The sequence below is a fragment of the Sphingobium chungbukense genome (genome assembly GCF_001005725.1).
Lineage (GTDB): Bacteria > Pseudomonadota > Alphaproteobacteria > Sphingomonadales > Sphingomonadaceae > Sphingobium > Sphingobium chungbukense.
This window is the reverse complement of record NZ_LBIC01000009.1, coordinates 387813-405299: the sequence shown is the minus strand read 5'-3', so window position 1 is coordinate 405299 and position 17487 is coordinate 387813. Positions and strand designations below refer to the sequence as shown.

Sequence of the window (17487 nt, the reverse complement as noted above, 5' to 3'; positions counted from 1 at the left end):
CATCAATCAACAATGTCAAAGAGCTCACCAAAATCAGAAGCGGACAACCAGCGATCCTCGAACTTTCATTCGAGGATTTGACCATCCTTGATACTGGTGACCGTTCGCAGCGAAAACCGGAGGGCATCACCGCGTCGGTGGAGTGGCATCTAGGCCCCTCGAACGAGTCGGTCAACAGGAAAAATAGGATTTCCGTAAATTTCCTACAAAATAAGGGAGAGAGACGGATTCAGCGCCACCCCCTGCTCGCTCAGGCCAGCGGTTCGCCGACCCATGTTTCGGTGTCGATCTGCGCCTGCGCGTCCCTGGTATAGCGTGCGCCCGAGACCGCTTCAAAAGTGAAGATCGCATCCACCGCCGCGAACAGATCGTCAGGTAGGTTTAAAGAGAGCGTCGCGAGATTCTCATCCAGATGCGCGATGCTGGTCGTACCAGGGATGGGCACCACAAAATCCCGCCGAGCCAACGACCAAGCGAGGCAGAGTTGCGCCGCCGTACAGCCCGCTTCGTTCGCCAGTACCCCGAGCCTGGCCACCAATGTCAGATTCGCTTCCAGATGCGGGGGCTGGAATCGGGGCATCGCATGGCGAAGATCCTCTTTGGATACGCCTTCAGGTCCGACATTGCCGGCCAGGAACCCGCGCGCCAGGGGCGAGAAGGCAACGAAAGCCACATCCATTTCCGCGCAGGCATCCAGCACAGCCACTTCGGCATTGCGGGTCCAGGGCGAATATTCCGTCTGCATGGCGGCAATCGGATGCACGGCATGAGCACGGCGCAAGGTTGCAGCCGACATTTCCGACAGGCCGATGGCACCAATCTTGCCCGCCTCCACAGCCCGGGCCAAAGCGCCGACCGACTCCTCGATCGGCACCTTCACATCCAGCCGGTGGAGATAATAGAGATCGATATGGTCGGTCTTCAAGCGCCGGAGCGAATCCTCCAACACCCGGCTAATGGCGGCGGGCGAACCATCCAGGCCTCGCTTGCCATCAATTTCCGCCAAGACACACTTACTTGCCAAGGTGAACTCCGCCCGGCGATGCATCAGGGTGCGCCCGACCAGTTCCTCATTGGCACCGAAACCATAGAGCGCCGCCGTGTCGAAAAAGGTTACGCCCGCCTCCAATGCGTGAAGCAGTACCCGTTCCGCCTGCTCCGGCTCGGGCCGGGGCAGATAGGCATGGCTCAAATTCATGCAACCCAGGCCAATGGCAGAAACGGTATATGGTCCGATCTTCCGGACGGGCAGGGCTTTGGTCATATCAGCGTGGCATCCCATTCATTGCAGTCAGGCAGCATCGCGTCCCTTGGCAAAGCGCCTGAAAAAGCGTTCGAACTTACAGACAGGAACCCGTGGTTTGACGCAATAGCCGTCAATGGCCCCGTCATGACTTCCCGAAACGGATCAACCCACATCGAGCACGACCGCCTGATCCCGCGCATCACGCAGGCGGATGTAGAGCTTGCCGTCCCTGGGCAAAGGAACCGTCAGGATGGACCCGGTGAAACCCTGTACGACCGTGGTCGGCTTTTCAAAATCCGGCGCGCCGCCCACCGCCTCGATCAGGAACAGCTCCTGTCCCTTGATCGTGCAGTCCTGCGCCTCGCAAATGACACCCTCGATATGCGGCAGGCGCGCCAGCGTCACCAGGGGCTGCCAATCGCTCGATCCGCCATGACGCAGCAACCGGAAGCGCAACGGCCCTGACACGGGCGCCAACGCTTCGGGATCGAGTGTCGCCACCATCACATCCGGTCCGGACAGCCTCAGGCCGTTGGCGCTGTCCAGCGTCACCGCCTTCACGCCGTCCGCCGATGCAACCTCCAATGCATCATCCGCCCGGAAAACCGCGCCTTGATCCGCCTGCACCGAAAAAACCAGCCGCCCATCATCCGGCAACAAATCCTGGCCGGTCAGTCGCAGACCGCGTCCCTCCCCCGTCCGGCGCGAAATGCTCTTGCTGAGCAGCGTCAGCCGCGGCCGGGCATCCTCGACCGTAGCGGCCAGATTGACCGAACGCCCATCTTTCAGCCTGACCCGCGCGGTCACCTGATCGCCTGTCTTGAACGAAGCATCCGTCCCCTTCGCCACCAGCCGCAGCCGGTCCACCGAACCCTCTCGTGTCAACTCCTCGGGACGCAGGACCATGCCCGGCAGTTCGACCGCCGCGACCTGATCCAGTCGCTGGCCCGACAGGATCGCACGATCATCTCCTGCATGCAGGCTTAGTCCATCCAGGCGGCTTGCCTGCGCATAAGCCTTGAGCGGCAACACGGAGGGTGCGGCCATGCCCTGATATTTGACCTCGATCCTGATGTCGCCCGGCTTACGGTCAGCAAGCGGCAGGGTGAGAGCCAGCCTATCCGTCCCCTGCACCGTCCAGGACAGCGACTGCCGAGCGCCATCGCCCTGCCGCAGCACCACGCCTTCGACACAGGCCGGCGCCTCTCCGGTCAACGTCAGCGCATTGTCGCGTCCTACGACCAGCGTCGGCGCTTCGCCCTCCACCTTCCACGACGCATCGCCGGGCAGTTGCAGCGTGAAATCGGGGCCGTCAAACCGCTCGAACCCCCAATAGCCGTAGAGATGCCCCTTCACCGTGCCTTTGAAGACGGCAGGCAACGGGCCATTGCTCCCGACGACATAGCCGCCGCGGTCCGCCCGCGCTTCGACGGGCAGGTCGATCGTCTCGCCGCTCCCGGCGGTCAACCTTACCATCATCTTCCTTGCATAAGCGGTCGAATAGATGAGGGGCGCCCCTTCGACCGGCAGCACAACGCCCGGCCGGGCGGCGCAGATCGGACCACTGGCGGCACTGCGCAGGCGGGGCGGGCTGTCCGCTTCGATCGCGGGCATGCCGACGACCAGCACCGATTTGGGCTTCTGGAAGGAAGGCGCCTTGTTGAGCAGAAGCGCGGCGGTCGCGTCGCGCCGAATGCTGAGCGTCGGCAGATAATCGAACTCGGGATTGCTGAACGCGCCGAATATCTTCGCCACGTCGCGCACGACGCCGATATAGGGGCTGTAGAAGCCATAGCCGGCTTCCCGCGTGGAACTGAGTTGCAGCGCAAGATCGGTCGGTGCACCCGTCAGCGTTTCCGCGATGGAACTGCTGTGCACGTCGGCCAGGACCAGTTGTTCCCGATTTTCAAGCAGGCAGCTCGCCTGGAGCTCGACCACCTTGGACAGGCATTCGTCGTTCAGCTTCATCGACAGGCTGCGCGCCAGTGCCGGGGCGACCGAGCGCAGATATTCGGGATGGCTGTTCTCCTGGCGCCGGATCGCCGCCATGAAGGCGTCCAGTCGCGACCGATCGAGCGAGGCCTGATTCAATTCCTGCGTCGCCCGGATGAATTCACCCGGCTTGCCGCGCACGGCATCGACGATCGTGCTTTCCGCTCCGCCGGTGTCGGGCACCAGGAACAGGGTCATCTGCCGGGCGCCCTTCGGCACGGTCAGGCTGAGGCTATTATCCTTGTCCTTCTTCTTCCAGGTTTCGGCGGCCTTGATCCAGTCCTTGGGCGGCGGATTGGTCGCGCCGCGCAGGAATGTCGACAGCAACAGGAAACGCGCGCCCTGATCCTCAGGCAGGTCGGCCCTGATCGACAGCCTGTCGCCTTCGGCCAGGGTCGGCACCTGGGCGATAGGCAGCACCTGCGCGCCCCGTGCGACCGTGATGCGCAATCCCGGCCCGCCCAATTCGAACGGCGCCGGCTCGGCGGCCGGCGCCGGCGCGCCCGACGCCAATAAGATCGTCAGGGCCATGCCCGCCGCTCCGGATATCCAGGGCAAGGTCCTCCATCGGCTCGGCAGCGGCATAACGTCCCGGTATCTTTCTGTCAGCGATCCAGATCCGCTGTCCCACATCGCCTCCCCAATTCCAAGAGTAGGGGATATGGCAACAGGTTTTGCGACGAAGGGCGAATGCAGCGGGATGAATGCCCGGCTCAACCCTCCGGTTCAGGCAGGACCAGCGCCGCCAGGTCATGCAGGCTGGGCAGCACTGCGGCGACCAGGGCGCGCTCCGCATCGGTCGCGGGCAACAGGTCGGGCACCATCACCGTCGCCATGCCCGCAGCCGCGGCGGAACGGACGCCCGCATAGCTGTCCTCCACCGCGACCGCATCGGTCACGGCCACGCCCAGGCGGCTTGCCGCGAGCAGATAGGGTTCGGGATGCGGCTTGGGCCGTTCGACATCGTTGCGGGTCACGACCACGTCGAAATAATCGAGCAGTCCCGCCTTTTCGAGCCGCAGACGGGCATAGCGCGCCTCTGTCGAGGTCGCCACCGCCATCGGGATGCCCGACGAAGCGAGCCGCGCCAGCAAGGGCTCGACCCCCGGCCGCACGGGAATGGCCGCCTCCAGCGCCGCCTCGAACAACAGATCGCTGTCGGCATAGAATTGCTCCAGCGGAAAATCGGCGCCGAAATGCTCCGCCAGCATCACCCGGTTCGCATCCCGGTGGATGCCGACCATGGCGAGTTGCAACGCCTCCGAAAAGGGCCAGCCCAAGGCGGCGGCCGCTTCCGCCATTGTGCGGCGATGCTCCGCTTCGGTATCGAGCAGCGTGCCGTCCATGTCGAAAATCACCGCCCGCACCGGAACGGGCAGGCGACGGTTCAACATTGCAGGTTCGGTGTTGGCGAGGGTCGATACTGTCATACCGCCAATATGGGGCTTGGCCACGGGGTTGACGAGTGCATAGGCTGCATCGGGAGATGCAACAACCGCTCGCGGGAAGGCTCCAAGCCCTTGGCACCGTGCGATCTAAAGAGAGGCCTCGATCTCCACTGCCGCCGTCCGCAGCATCTCCACGATCGCATCTTCCTGCCATTCCTTGCGCCCCGGTACGGCGCGCGAGACGGAGATGGCCGCGCGAACATGACCATCCATGCTGTGGATCGGCACGGCAAGGCAGGCGAGGCCCTCCACGATTTCCTCGGCATCGCGCGCAACCCCCGCAGCGCGAACCCGCGCCAGTTCCTTGCGCAACAGTTCCGGATCGGTGATCGTGTTCGACGTCAAGGCGGGAAACGGACCGGTCGCGAGATAGGCCTCCCTGTCCTGCTCGGTTTGATATGCCAGCAGCACTTTGCCGATACCCGAACAATAGGCCTCAAGCTGCATGCCGACCTTGGTGAAAAAGTCGCTGGCTCCCCGGCCGGTCTTGATGCGGTAGGTCACCATGTCATTTTCCAGCGTCCCTAGTTGAACGACGGATCTTACGCTTGCGGCAAGGCGATGCAGGACCGGGGCGGCGGCGGCCACGATAAGCTGTTTCTCGTCCACGCTCTGCATCAGGGACAGCAACCGTCGGCCGGGTCCCAATCGACCCCTGGGCATGCGGGCCAGGAACCCTTCGGCCACCAGCGTCGTCACCTGCCGATGAGCGGTCGCAACAGGCATGTCGATAAGCTCGGCGATGGCAGCCACGCTTCGCCCGTCCCGATCCTTCAGGATCGCTTCAAGCATGGCAAGGCTGCGGCTGAGCGCTGCGATGGAGGGTGTTCCATTTCTCACCATATGAGATGGTAGGGCAGAGCCGCACTGGCGGCAAGCCCCTTTCCCATATAGTTTCCACGGCAAATCGAAGGATGAGGATCAGATGACCCGACCAACCCATGAACAGCTCGCACTGCGCCTTCGCGATGCCTATGCCCAAGGTGCGGTGGCCCCCATGCGAGACGGGCTTGACCCGGTAGACGTGGCGGGCGCCTATGCGGTGCAGGCGATCAACACGCGCTTCTGGCAGGCGCAGGGACGCCGCATCGTCGGCCGCAAGGCAGGACTGACAGCCAGGGCCGTGCAACAGCAACTGGGCGTCGATCAGCCGGATTTCGGCGTGCTGTTCGAGGATATGCAGATTGCCGATGGCGGCACGCTGGACCCGGCGCGCAGCCTGCAACCCAAAGTGGAGGCGGAAATCGCCCTCGTGCTCGGCGCCGACCTGCCCGATGCCGATACGACGCCGCAGGCCGTCGCGGCCGCCGTCCGGTCCGTCCATGCCGCCATAGAGATTGTCGACAGCCGGATCGCCGACTGGAAGATCAGTTTCGCGGACACCGTCGCCGACAACGGCTCCTCCGCCTTCTTCGTGATGGCCGAGGAAGGACGCTCCATGGCGGGGACGGACCTCTATGCGGCGGGCATGGTCATGGAGATTGACGGCCGGATCGCATCGCTGGGCGCGGGCGCGGCGGTGCTCGGCCATCCATTGAACGCGGCCGCCTGGCTCGCCTCCACCCTGGCCGCGCGCGGCGAGCCGCTGAAGGCGGGCGACATCCTGCTGACCGGCGCGCTGGGACCGATGGTCGCGCTCGTGCCGGGCAACCATGTGCGCGCGATTGTCGGCGGCATCGGCACCGTTTCCTTCAACTTCGGGAAGGTCTGAAGACCATGCGGAAAACCAAAGTGGCCATCGTCGGTTCGGGCAATATCGGCACCGACCTGATGATCAAGATCATGCGTTTGTCGCAGACACTGGAAATGGGTGCCTTTGTCGGCATCGATCCGGAAAGCGACGGCCTGAAGCGTGCCGCGCGGCTGGGCGTACCGATCACGGCGGATGGCATAGACGGCCTTGTCGCCATGCCCGAATTCGCGGACATCCGGATCGTGTTCGACGCCACTTCGGCCGGCGCCCACAAACGCAATAATGAAGTGCTGCAAGCCCATGGCAAGCGGGTGGTGGACCTGACCCCCGCCGCCATCGGCCCCTATACCATTCCGCCGGTCAATGGCGACGCCCATCTCGACGCGCACAATGTCAACATGGTGACCTGCGGCGGGCAGGCGACCATCCCCATGGTCCATGCCGTCAACCGCGTCGCCAAGGTGCATTATGGCGAGATCGTCGCCTCCATCGCCTCCAAGAGCGCTGGTCCCGGCACCCGCGCCAATATCGACGAGTTCACCGAGACGACGTCCCAGGCGATCATGGACGTCGGCGGCGCAACGCGGGGCAAGGCGATCATCGTCCTCAACCCCGCCGAACCGCCGTTGATCATGCGCGACACCGTCTACTGCCTGTGCGACGAGGCCGACCAGCAGGCGATCCGCGACAGCGTTCGGCGCATGGTCGAGGATGTGCAGAGCTATGTCCCCGGCTATCGGCTGAAGCAGGAGGTGCAGTTCGAGCATGTCGGCTCCAACCGGCCGCTCCACATCCCGGAAATGGCGGACACCGGCCAGACCGATTTCACCGGCCTCAAGGTCACGATCTTCCTGGAGGTGGAGGGCGCCGCCCATTACCTGCCCGCCTATGCCGGCAATCTCGACATCATGACCTCGGCCGCGCTGCGCACCGCCGAGAAGATCGCGGACCGTATCACCGCAGGAGTCCCCGCATGACCTTCGACCCGACCCAGACCAAACTCTATATCCAGGACGTGACCTTGCGGGACGGGATGCACGCCATCCGTCATCAATATGGCCTGGATCATGTGCGGAAGATCGCCCGGGCACTCGACCTGGCGAAGGTCGACGCGATCGAGGTCGCCCATGGCGACGGCCTCAACGGCTCGTCCTTCAACTATGGTTTTGGCGCGCATACCGACTGGGACTGGATCGGCGCCGTGGCCGAGGTGCTGGAACATAGCGTGCTGACCACGCTGCTGCTGCCCGGCATCGGCACGGTGCATGACCTGAAGCGGGCTTACGACCTCGGGGTCCGGTCGGTCCGCATCGCCACTCATTGCACCGAGGCGGACGTGTCGAAACAGCATATCGAGGCCGCCCGCAACCTCGGCATGGACGTGTCCGGATTCCTGATGATGAGCCATATGTCGGAGCCCGGCGCCCTCGCCGCCCAGGCCAAGCTGATGGAAGATTATGGCGCGCATTGCGTCTATGTCACCGACAGCGGCGGCGCGATGAACATGGCGCAATATAAGGCACGGTTCGAGGCCTATGACAGGGTGTTGAAGCCCGAGACCCAGCGCGGCGTCCATGCCCATCATAATCTGAGCCTGGGCGTCGCCAACAGTCTGGTCGCCGTCGAGCAGGGCGCGATCCGGGTCGACGCCTCCCTCGCGGGCATGGGCGCGGGCGCCGGCAACGCGCCGCTGGAGGTCTTCATCGCCGCGGCCGACAGCTACGACTGGAACCATGGCTGCGATCTCTACGCGCTGATGGATGCCGCGGAAGAACTGGTGCGCCCGTTGCAGGACCGCCCCGTCCGCGTCGATCGGGAAACGCTGACGCTGGGCTATGCCGGGGTCTATTCCAGTTTCCTGCGACATGCCGAAAAGGCGTCGGCCGAATATGGCATCGACACCCGCGCGATCCTGACCGAGGTAGGCCGCCGCAAGATGGTCGGCGGGCAGGAGGATATGATCGTCGATATCGCGCTCGATCTGGCCGGGCAGCGCTGACGGGAACAGCCAATTCCCTATCGTCCCGCCATTTGTAGGGACATGTTCCATAGCTGGCTGATTGACCTGCATGGATATCAGGTCGGGCAGATCCAGGGCCGGTCGACATTTCGGTTACTGACGAGTGGCGCAAAAGCGCATGCTTCGTTCCCATATCGATCGGCCCTGGCCTTTCCCCAACGACAGCCAACCCGTCATGGATCGCCCGGCAGCCTCGCCCGCAGCATCAAATGGCTGGCAAGCCCCGCAATCCCGGTGTAAGGTGCCGCCATTGGCCATGAGGCGCCCCCTCATGCCGAGAGATGCCCGCCTTTCCAAAAAGACGGGCATGTCCCGACAGAGGACTGAAAAAAGAGCGAAGGCGTGTCATGGTGTTCGGCCAGGAGAGCGAACCATGGCTATTGCCCATCCGTCCCATGCCACACCCGCCCGCGAGGATATTGCCATTCGCACCCTCGGCTTCGACGATCTACGGATCGCGCTCAGGCAGGGCTGGGACGATTTCCTCGCCAAGCGCGGCGATCTCGTCTTCATCGGCTTCATCTATCCGGTGATCGTCCTGCTCGCGATCCTGTCCGCCAGCCGGATGTCGATCATGCCGCTGGTCTTCCCGCTGGTCGCCGGATCGGTGCTGCTGGGTCCGGCCTTTGCCAGCGGCTTCTACGAACTGGCGCGGCGGCGCGAAGATGGGCTGGATTCCCGCTGGCGCCATTTCCTGGATGTCGTGCGCAAACCGGGAACGTCGGCGGTGTTCGACCTGACCTGCGTCACGGCGATGCTGTTCATCGGCTGGATGGCGATGGCCTGGCTGATCTACCATGTGACGCTGGAAAATGTGCCGGGTTCGACATCGTCGGTGGGCGCTTTCCTGTCGGCGACGTTCAACACCTCCGAAGGGTGGCAGATGATCGTGCTGGGCAATCTGGTCGGCTTCTGCTTCGCCGTCGCCACGCTGGCGGCCAGCGTCGTTTCCTTCCCGATGGTGGTGGACAAGCCGGTCAGTTGGGGCGTGGCGCTGCGCACATCCTTCCGCGTGGCCTGGCACAATCCGGTGACGGTGGCGGCCTGGGGCCTGATCGTCGTGGCGATGCTGTTCGTGGGCGCGCTTCCGGCGCTCGTAGGCCTTGCCGTGGTGCTGCCCGTGCTGGGCTATGCCACCTGGCATCTCTATACCCGCGCTGTGGTGCGGTAAGGGTCAGCCCTCGGCCATGTCGAGGGCTATGCCGATCAGCGAACGCAGGGTCGGCGCCTCGTCGGCGCGGCGCCAGGCCAGCCCGGTTTCCAGAACCGGCGCCGCATCGGCCAGCGGCAGGTAGCGAACGCCCGTCCGCGCCAGGTTCCGGAGCGAGGCGGGCACCAACGCCAATCCCATTTCCGCCGAGACGAGGCTGATGATCGTCTGCATCTGGATCGCGCGCTGGCGGATCAGCGGCTGGCGCCCCTTCGCCCGATAATGGTCGAGGACGAGGTCGTGGAAGGTTGGCGAGACATGGCGGGGAAAGAGCAACAGAGGCTCGTCCAGCCAGCTTTCGCCGGCCAGCTTCCCCTGCTCAAGGGCAAGCCGCCCCTCCTCCACCCAAAGTTGCGGCACCGCAGCCACCAGCGGTTCCCGCAGCAAGGGCCGATATTCGATCAGCGAGGGCAACGCGGAAGCGGGCGGGATCATGATCCCTGCATCGATCCCGCCCTCGACCAGCGCCTCGATCTGCACGTCGCTGGTCGCCTCCGCCAGGGTCATCTCCACCTCGGGAAAGGCGGTCGAATAACGGCGAACCAGCGCAGGCAGGATGCTGTAGTCGGCGGAACTGACGAAGGACAAGGCCAGCCGCCCTGCCGTCCCTTTCCTCAGACGCTGCGCGGTGGCCGGCAAGGCGCCGATCGCGCCCACCGCCGGGCGGACATGCTCCAGCCATTGCGCGCCGAAGGGGGTCAGCGCGACATGGCGCTTTGTCCGGGCAAAGAGCGGCGCGCCCAACTCCCGCTCCAGCGCCATGATCGATTGGCTGAGCGGCGGTTGCGTCATACCAAGCCGTTCCGCCGCGCGCCCGAAATGCAGTTCCTCCGCCACGGCGAGGAAATGGTTGAGTTGCCGCAGATCCATATCAATCATTCACCACACGACTTTGTTACGCCATTCCAATATATTTCACAACCTGTACGAAAAAGCGTAGAGGCGGGCGGAGAGGAATCCGAGGAAAGCGATCCATGCCCCATTATCGTTCACGCACCAGCACCCATGGCCGCAACATGGCCGGCGCACGCGGCCTGTGGCGCGCCACCGGCATGAAGGACGAGGATTTCGGCAAGCCGATCATCGCCATCGCCAACAGCTTCACCCAGTTCGTGCCGGGGCACGTGCATCTGAAGGATTTGGGCCAGCTCGTTGCGCGGGAAATCGAGGCGGCGGGCGGCGTCGCCAAGGAATTCAACACCATCGCGGTCGACGACGGCATCGCCATGGGCCATGATGGCATGCTCTATTCGCTGCCCAGCCGCGATCTGATCGCCGACAGCGTCGAATATATGGTGAACGCCCACACGGCCGACGCGCTGGTCTGCATCTCCAACTGCGACAAGATCACGCCCGGCATGCTGATGGCCGCGATGCGCCTCAACATCCCCGCCATCTTCGTGTCCGGCGGGCCGATGGAAGCGGGCAAGGCCGACATTCATGGCCAGACCATCGCGCTCGATCTGGTCGATGCCATGGTCGCTGCCGCCGACGAAAGCTATACCGACGAGGAAGTGAAGGTCATCGAGCGGTCGGCCTGTCCCACCTGCGGTTCCTGTTCAGGCATGTTCACGGCGAACTCCATGAACTGCCTGACCGAAGCACTGGGCCTGTCCCTGCCCGGCAACGGATCGACGCTGGCCACCCATAGCGACCGCGAGAAGCTGTTCCTCGAGGCCGGGCGCACCATCGTCGACCTCGCCAAGCGCTGGTACGAGCAGGAGGACGCCGCCGTCCTGCCCCGCTCCATCGCCAGCTTCGCGGCGTTCGAAAATGCCATGAGCCTCGACATCGCCATGGGCGGATCGACCAACACGGTGCTGCACCTACTGGCCGCCGCCTATGAGGGCGGGGTCGATTTCACCATGGCCGATATCGACCGGCTGTCTCGCAGGGTCCCCTGCCTCTGCAAGGTCGCGCCCGCCAAGCAGGACGTGCATATGGAGGATGTCCACCGCGCCGGCGGCATCATGGCGATACTGGGCCAGCTCGACCGGGCGGGCCTGATCGACGCAAGCCTGCCGACCGTCCACAGCGCGACCATGGGCGAAGCGCTCAATCGCTGGGACATCAGCCGCACCAACAGCGCGGCGGTGCAGGATTTCTTCAAGGCGGCGCCCGGCGGCGTGCGCACGACGGTCGCCTTCAGCCAGTCGAACCGCTGGAAGGAATTGGACACGGACCGCGAAACGGGTGTCATCCGCAGCGCGGAGCACCCCTTCTCCAAGGATGGCGGCCTCGCGGTGCTGTTCGGCAATATCGCACCCGAAGGCTGCATCGTGAAGACGGCGGGCGTCGACGAATCCATCCTGACCTTCCACGGCACGGCCCGCGTCTATGAAAGCCAGGACGCGGCGGTCGCGGGCATATTGGGCAATGAAGTGAAGGCGGGCGACGTGGTCGTCATCCGTTATGAAGGGCCCAAGGGTGGGCCGGGCATGCAGGAAATGCTCTATCCGACCAGCTATCTGAAGTCGAAGGGGCTGGGCAAGGCCTGCGCGCTCATCACCGACGGGCGTTTCTCCGGCGGCACGTCGGGCCTGTCGATCGGCCATGTCTCGCCCGAAGCGGCGGAGGGCGGGCTGATCGCGCTGGTCGCAACCGGCGATCCGATCCTGATCGACATCCCGAACCGCGTTATCAGTTTGGCCGTGGACGACGCCGTCATCGCGGAGCGCAAGGCGGAAATGGAGGCGCGGGGCGCCAAGGCCTGGAAGCCCTTCGGCCGCAAGCGCAATGTTTCGCCCGCGCTGCGCGCCTATGCGGCGCTCACCACCAATGCGGCGCGCGGCGCGGTGCGCGACGTCAGCCAGATCGAGAAGGATTGAACTTCAAGGGGGCGCGGCGCACAGGGCGCGCCCCTTCGATCACGCGCCGGGGCGGGATCAGTTGAGCAGGATGTAAAGCATACCGGTCAGCGTCAGGGCCGACGCGCTGCACAGGGCCAGCAGTCCTACACTGCATTGGCACATGCTGTAATGCATACGCTCCATCACACTCTCCCCTGCCGCCAGACTTAAGCTGGTCGACCGGGCGATGATAACAGAGAAGATCGCGCGAATCAAAAAAGTCAGGCGTCCGCCAGCCCTTCCAGTAATTTTTGCAGCGCAGCATGGAAATTCAGCCGCTCCGACGGGTTCAGATTAGCCAATAGCTTCGTCATGAGTTGGCGACGCAAAGGTTCCGCCACGGCGACCGCGGCTTCTCCGGCGGGTGTGAGGGTCAGCCGTTTGACCCGCCTGTCCTCCTTGTCCGGGATCCGCCTGATCAACCCATCGCGTTCCAGACCGTCAAGCGCCTCCGTCGCGGTTCGCGGCGCCACGCCCATGATTTCGGCTATGTCGACGGCCCGCGCATTTCCCGACCGAGCCTTGATGCACATCAGCACCTTCGTCTGGGCCAGCGACGCGCCCTGCTCCGTCATCGCCCGGTCGAAAGATTTGCGCATCAACGCGATGGTGCGGAACAAGTCCGTCAGCAGTTCTTCGTCGGAGACATTCATGAGGGCCCTCAATAAATGGTATTGCACAATACTGCAAGAGCGAGCATAGGGCCAGGATCAATTAACGGGTTCCTTCATGAATTCAGAGACAATGGTTTCCCCCTGCGCATCCGCCGACGATTCGGGCCAGCGCCCCTTCTCTCCGCTCAAGAGCCCCCGCGCCCGCCTGATCCTGCTGCTGGTGGGGTTGGCTCTGATCGTCGTTGGCGTGTTGTGGTTCATCCGCTTCGAAAGTTTCGGCCGATATCAGGAATCGACCAACGACGCCTATATCCAGGCCGATTCGATCACCGTCGCGCCCAAGGTTTCCGGCTATGTCGACCGCGTTTTCGTGGACGAGAACCAGGATGTGAAGATGGGCCAGCCGCTGGTCCAGATCGACCCGCGCGACTACCGGGCGCAGGCAGCCCAGTCGCTGGCGCAGATCGACGTCGCCAAGGCCAGCGCCGCCGGCGTCACCGCCCAGATTGCAGAGCAGCGCGCCGCCATCGTCCAGGCAGCGGCGGAGTTGAACGCCTCCAATGCCAATGCCGCCTTTGCGGCCAGCCAGGTGGAACGTTATCGTCCGCTGGCGGCCAGCGGCGCGGAAACCCGCGAACACCTGTCCGAGCTGCAAAATCAGGCTACGCAGGCTCGGTCCAGGGCCGCCGCCGCGCAGGCGACGCTGACCAGCGCGCAAAAGCGGGTCGCCACGCTGGAAGCACAGGTCCGGCAGGCGCAGGCACAGGGTGAGGCCGCCCGCGCCCAACTGTCCGCCGCCAATACCGATGTGGAGGCAACCATATTGCGTGCCGCCGCCGATGGCCGGATCGGTGACAGGAGCGTGCGGCAAGGTCAGTTCGTGCAGGCAGCGACCCGCCTGATGACGCTGGTCCCCAAGGCCAGCCTTTATGTTGAGGCGAATTTCAAGGAAACGCAAATGGGCCTGATGCGCGTCGGCCAACCAGTGAAAATCGAAGTGGACGCGTTGCCGGGCATGGAACTGCCCGGCCGGGTGGCGAGTATCGCGCCCGGCACCGGCGCCCAATTTTCGGTTCTGCCGCCGCAAAACGCCACCGGCAACTTCACCAAGATCGTCCAGCGCATCCCCGTTCGGATCGCTGTCAGCGCAGGCCCCGAAACCCGCAAGCTGCTGGTTCCCGGCATGTCGGTCGAGGTGTCGGTGGACACGCGCTCGGCCAAGGACGCCACCGCACAGATCCGCCGGGAGCAGGAGCGGCACAACGCGCGGACCGGCCAATGACCACCGCCGCTCCACAGGTCGCGCCGGTGCCCGAACGCGCCGACGCCGCCGCATGGCTGGCAGTCGCGGCGGGCAGCCTGGGCGCGATGATGGCGACACTGGATATTTCCATCGTCAATTCAGCCCTGCCCACGATCCAGGGTGAAATCGGCGCCAGCGGCACGGAGGGAACCTGGATCGCCACATCCTATCTGGTCGCGGAAATCATCATCATCCCCCTGGCGGCCTGGCTGGAACGGCTGTTGGGATTGCGGACCCTGCTGTTGGCCGCCGCCTTTCTGTTCACGGGCTTTTCCATGCTGTGCGGTGTGGCGAACGACCTGACGACCATGGTGATCGGACGTGTCGGCCAGGGTTTTACCGGCGGCGCGCTGATCCCCACGGCGATGACGATCATCGCCACCCGCCTGCCCCGTTCGCAGCAGCCGATCGGCAATGCGCTGTTCGGCGTCACCGCGATCCTCGGCCCGGTGCTGGGGCCGCTCGTGGGCGGATGGCTGACGGAAAATATCAGTTGGCATTATGCCTTTTTCCTCAACCTGCCGGTCGGCATCATATTGATCACCCTGCTGTTGGTGACGATGCCGTCCCAAAAGCCGCAGCCCAGCGAATTCTGGCAGGCCGACTGGCTGGGCATTGCCGGCATGGCGCTTGGGCTCGGCGGCCTCACCATCGTCCTGGAGGAGGGGCAGCGCGAACAATGGTTCCAGAGCCGGGAAATCGTCATGATGTCGATCGTCTCGGCGATCGGCTTCATCCTGCTGTTCGCTGGCCAGTTGGTCGCGAAACGGCCGGTCATCCGGCTGAAGCTGCTGCTGGATCGGCAATTCGGCGCGGTGGCGGCCATGGGGCTGGTGATCGGCATGATGCTCTATGGCACGGCCTTCGTCATCCCCCAGTTCCTGGCCGCCATCGCCGGCTATGACGCGTTGCAGTCGGGCCGGATCGTCCTGCTGTCGGGCATTCCCAGCCTGATGCTGATGCCCTTGACGCCATTGCTGATCCGGCATCTCGACATCCGGATCGCGGTCGGCCTCGGCCTGACGGTCATGGCGACCAGTTGCTGGATCGACACGGTTCTGACCAATCAGGCGGTCGGCCATGATTTCATCGAATCGCAACTGCTGCGCGGCGTCGGCAGCGTGTTCGGCTTCCTTTTCCTCAACCAGGCCGCCATTGCCGCGGTCCCCCGCGAGGATGCGGGCGACGCCGCCGGCCTTTTCAACGCGGTCCGCAACCTGGGCGGATCGCTGGCGCTGGCGGGCATCGCCACCATCCAGGACCAAAGGACCTGGTTCCACAGCCGCCGCATGGAGGAAAGCCTGAGCGCGAACAGCGGTCAGGTTCAGGATTATATCGGCAGCCTCGGCCATGCGATGGGCAGCCATGACGCGGCCCTGCGCACGGTGGCGGGCACGATCCAGCGAGAGGCGCTGGTCATGACCTACAATGATATTTTCACGATGCTGGCGGTCGGCATCATCGCCGTCATACCGCTGGTCCTGTTCCTGCGTCCCTTGCCCAAGGGGCAAGCGATTGCCATGCACTAAGGCTGTCTTTCATGCGTTCCCTTCTGTCCGCCCTTCCCCTTGTCGCGCTTGCCGCCTGCACCGCCGGACCAGACTATCGTGGGCCGGAAACCGCCAAGGCGGTCAGCCCCGGAGCGCAGTTCGTCCGGACAGCGGAAGGCGTCAGCGCGCAAGCGCCCGCGGCCGCGGCGTGGTGGACGACCCTGGGCGACCCTGTGCTGGACGCGCTCGAAACCCGCGCGCTCGCCGCCAATCCCGGCGTTGCGGTGGCCGAGGCGCGGGTCAGGCAGGCTCGCGCATCCCTGCGTTCGGAACGGGCCAATGCCTTGCCCAGCGCCAATGCCTCCGCCCTCTATGTCCACGCAACCCTGCCGGGGGTCGATTTAGGCAGTTCGAACGGTGACAGTTCCGGCGGGAGCGATCAGTCCGGCAATGACAGCCAGTCGCTCAACCTCTACAATCTGGGTTTCGACGCCAGTTGGGAAGCAGACCTGTGGGGCGGCAAGCGGCGCGGCGAGGAGGCGGCGCGGGCGCAACTCGACGCGGCGCAGGCCAATGTCGCAGACGCGCAGGTCAGTCTGACCGCGGAAATCGCGCAGGCCTATGTCGATCTGCGCGACCGGCAGCAGCGCATGGCTCTGGCGCAGGACAGCGCCGCCCGGCAGCGCGAAATGCTGCGCCTGACCCAGCAGCGCCAGGAACGGGGCACCGCTTCCGCCCTTGAACTGGAGCAGCAACGCCATCAGCTGGAACTGGCGGAGGCCGCCATCCTGCCGCTGAATGCCGAACGCCAGGCCTATCTCAACGCATTGGCCACATTGGCCGGGGAAGCGCCCGGCGCGCTCGACGATATGCTGGGAGAGACGGCAGCCGTCCCCCTGCCCCCCTCCCATGTTGCCGTCGGTGATCCGGCGGACCTGCTCAAGCGGCGACCGGACGTCCGTTCGGCGGAGCGGCAATATGCCGCGGCCACAGCGAAGATCGGCGTCGCACAGGCCGCACGCTTTCCCAGCATCAGTTTCATGGGGCTGATCGGCATCGGTGGCACCCGGGCGGGAGATCTGTTCGATTTCGGCAAGCTGGCTACGATCGCCATGCCGCGCCTGAGCTGGAGCTTCCTCGATTTCGGCCGCAATGCCGCCCGCGTGGAGCAGGCGGAGGGGAAGCAGGACGAAGCCGCCGCCCAATATCGCCAGTCCATCCTCAATGCCCTGCGCGACAGCGAAGACGCCCTTGCCCGCTTCGGTGCCCAACGGCTGAACGTCGCCAGCGCCGCCCGGTCCAGGGGTTCGGCGGACCGCAGCGCTGCGCTGATGCGTCAGCGTTTCGAAGCGGGCACCGCGACGCGCATCCAGCTTCTCGATGCAGAGCGCCAGAGCATCGCAGCCGGCCAGGCACTCGTCCAGGGCACGAGCGCGATGACGGCCGGCTATATCGCGCTGCAAAAGGCACTCGGCCTCGGTTGGGAAGGGCCGCGTTAACATTTTCGCAAGGCGTTCCCGGCGAAATGGCGATCCACGGCATCGTGCGCAAAAGCGGGAACCGGTTTTGCGCAAAAAAAAACGATGCGACATCAAAAAACTAGGGCGCGCGGCGCGCTCTAG

At 64.6% G+C, this 17487-nt stretch carries 15 protein-coding genes; 9 read left to right on the top strand and 6 right to left on the bottom strand.

From position 1 onward, the window contains the following. Window positions 1-314 (top strand): hypothetical protein (locus YP76_RS28810; protein WP_232307649.1); only part of this gene is annotated, 314 nt, incomplete at its 5' end. On the opposite strand, the gene YP76_RS19800 is transcribed toward YP76_RS28810, so the two are convergent. The 4 genes from YP76_RS19800 to YP76_RS19785 form a co-directional block, all read right to left on the bottom strand. Further along, window positions 251-1264: an aldo/keto reductase gene (locus YP76_RS19800; RefSeq protein WP_046765280.1), complete on the bottom strand. Its 1014-nt coding sequence runs from the start codon at window positions 1262-1264 to the stop codon at window positions 251-253. The two genes, YP76_RS28810 and YP76_RS19800, sit on opposite strands and share 64 nt — an antisense overlap. Before the next feature lie 144 nt (window positions 1265-1408). Further along, a complete protein-coding gene (locus tag YP76_RS19795) occupies window positions 1409-3823 on the bottom strand; it encodes a hypothetical protein (RefSeq protein ID WP_046765279.1) in 2415 nt (804 codons plus the stop codon). A gap of 128 nt (window positions 3824-3951) precedes the next feature. Continuing rightward, window positions 3952-4668, bottom strand: a complete 717-nt coding sequence (locus YP76_RS19790; RefSeq protein ID WP_046765278.1) for an HAD family hydrolase — start codon at window positions 4666-4668, stop codon at window positions 3952-3954. A gap of 105 nt (window positions 4669-4773) precedes the next feature. Next, window positions 4774-5529 (bottom strand): IclR family transcriptional regulator, encoded by a 756-nt coding sequence (locus YP76_RS19785; protein WP_232307648.1) that lies wholly within the window; start codon window positions 5527-5529, stop codon window positions 4774-4776. Between the two features lie 82 nt (window positions 5530-5611). On the opposite strand from YP76_RS19785, the gene YP76_RS19780 reads away from it, so the two are divergent. From YP76_RS19780 to YP76_RS19760, 4 genes are all read left to right on the top strand, one after another. Then, window positions 5612-6397 (top strand): 2-keto-4-pentenoate hydratase, encoded by a 786-nt coding sequence (locus YP76_RS19780; protein WP_046765277.1) that lies wholly within the window; start codon window positions 5612-5614, stop codon window positions 6395-6397. A gap of 5 nt (window positions 6398-6402) precedes the next feature. After that, entirely contained in the window at window positions 6403-7356 is a 954-nt protein-coding gene (locus YP76_RS19775) for an acetaldehyde dehydrogenase (acetylating) (RefSeq protein WP_046765276.1), read from the top strand. Then, window positions 7353-8378: a 4-hydroxy-2-oxovalerate aldolase gene (gene dmpG, locus YP76_RS19770; RefSeq protein ID WP_046765275.1), complete on the top strand. Its 1026-nt coding sequence runs from the start codon at window positions 7353-7355 to the stop codon at window positions 8376-8378. The genes YP76_RS19775 and dmpG overlap by 4 nt, the downstream gene beginning before the upstream one ends. Before the next feature lie 394 nt (window positions 8379-8772). Beyond that, entirely contained in the window at window positions 8773-9570 is a 798-nt protein-coding gene (locus YP76_RS19760; RefSeq protein WP_046765273.1) for a DUF2189 domain-containing protein, read from the top strand. Window positions 9571-9573: 3 nt separating this feature from the next. Here the strand turns inward: YP76_RS19760 and YP76_RS19755 are convergent, their stop codons facing one another. Beyond that, complete coding sequence (locus YP76_RS19755; RefSeq protein ID WP_046765348.1) at window positions 9574-10479, bottom strand: LysR family transcriptional regulator; 906 nt, start codon at window positions 10477-10479, stop codon at window positions 9574-9576. Window positions 10480-10583: 104 nt separating this feature from the next. On the opposite strand from YP76_RS19755, the gene ilvD reads away from it, so the two are divergent. Continuing rightward, window positions 10584-12437, top strand: a complete 1854-nt coding sequence (gene ilvD, locus YP76_RS19750) for a dihydroxy-acid dehydratase (protein ID WP_046765272.1) — start codon at window positions 10584-10586, stop codon at window positions 12435-12437. Window positions 12438-12679: 242 nt separating this feature from the next. Here ilvD and YP76_RS19740 read toward each other — a convergent pair whose 3' ends face one another. Continuing rightward, the gene (locus YP76_RS19740) at window positions 12680-13111 is read right to left on the bottom strand and encodes a MarR family winged helix-turn-helix transcriptional regulator (RefSeq protein WP_046765270.1); all 432 of its coding nucleotides are present in this window, start codon (window positions 13109-13111) and stop codon (window positions 12680-12682) included. A gap of 76 nt (window positions 13112-13187) precedes the next feature. Between YP76_RS19740 and YP76_RS19735 the strand changes: the two genes are divergently transcribed. Genes YP76_RS19735 through YP76_RS19725 form a run of 3 tightly spaced genes read left to right on the top strand, consistent with a single transcriptional unit; the run spans window position 13188 to window position 17364 of the window. Continuing rightward, on the top strand, window positions 13188-14354 hold the full coding sequence (locus YP76_RS19735) for an HlyD family secretion protein (RefSeq protein WP_408640454.1): 1167 nt from the start codon (window positions 13188-13190) through the stop codon (window positions 14352-14354). After that, window positions 14351-15904, top strand: coding sequence for a DHA2 family efflux MFS transporter permease subunit (locus YP76_RS19730; RefSeq protein WP_046765268.1), 1554 nt, complete (start codon window positions 14351-14353; stop codon window positions 15902-15904). Before YP76_RS19735 ends, YP76_RS19730 begins: the two co-directional genes overlap by 4 nt. A gap of 11 nt (window positions 15905-15915) precedes the next feature. Further along, window positions 15916-17364 (top strand): efflux transporter outer membrane subunit, encoded by a 1449-nt coding sequence (locus tag YP76_RS19725; protein ID WP_046765267.1) that lies wholly within the window; start codon window positions 15916-15918, stop codon window positions 17362-17364. Window positions 17365-17487: the final 123 nt, after the last annotated feature.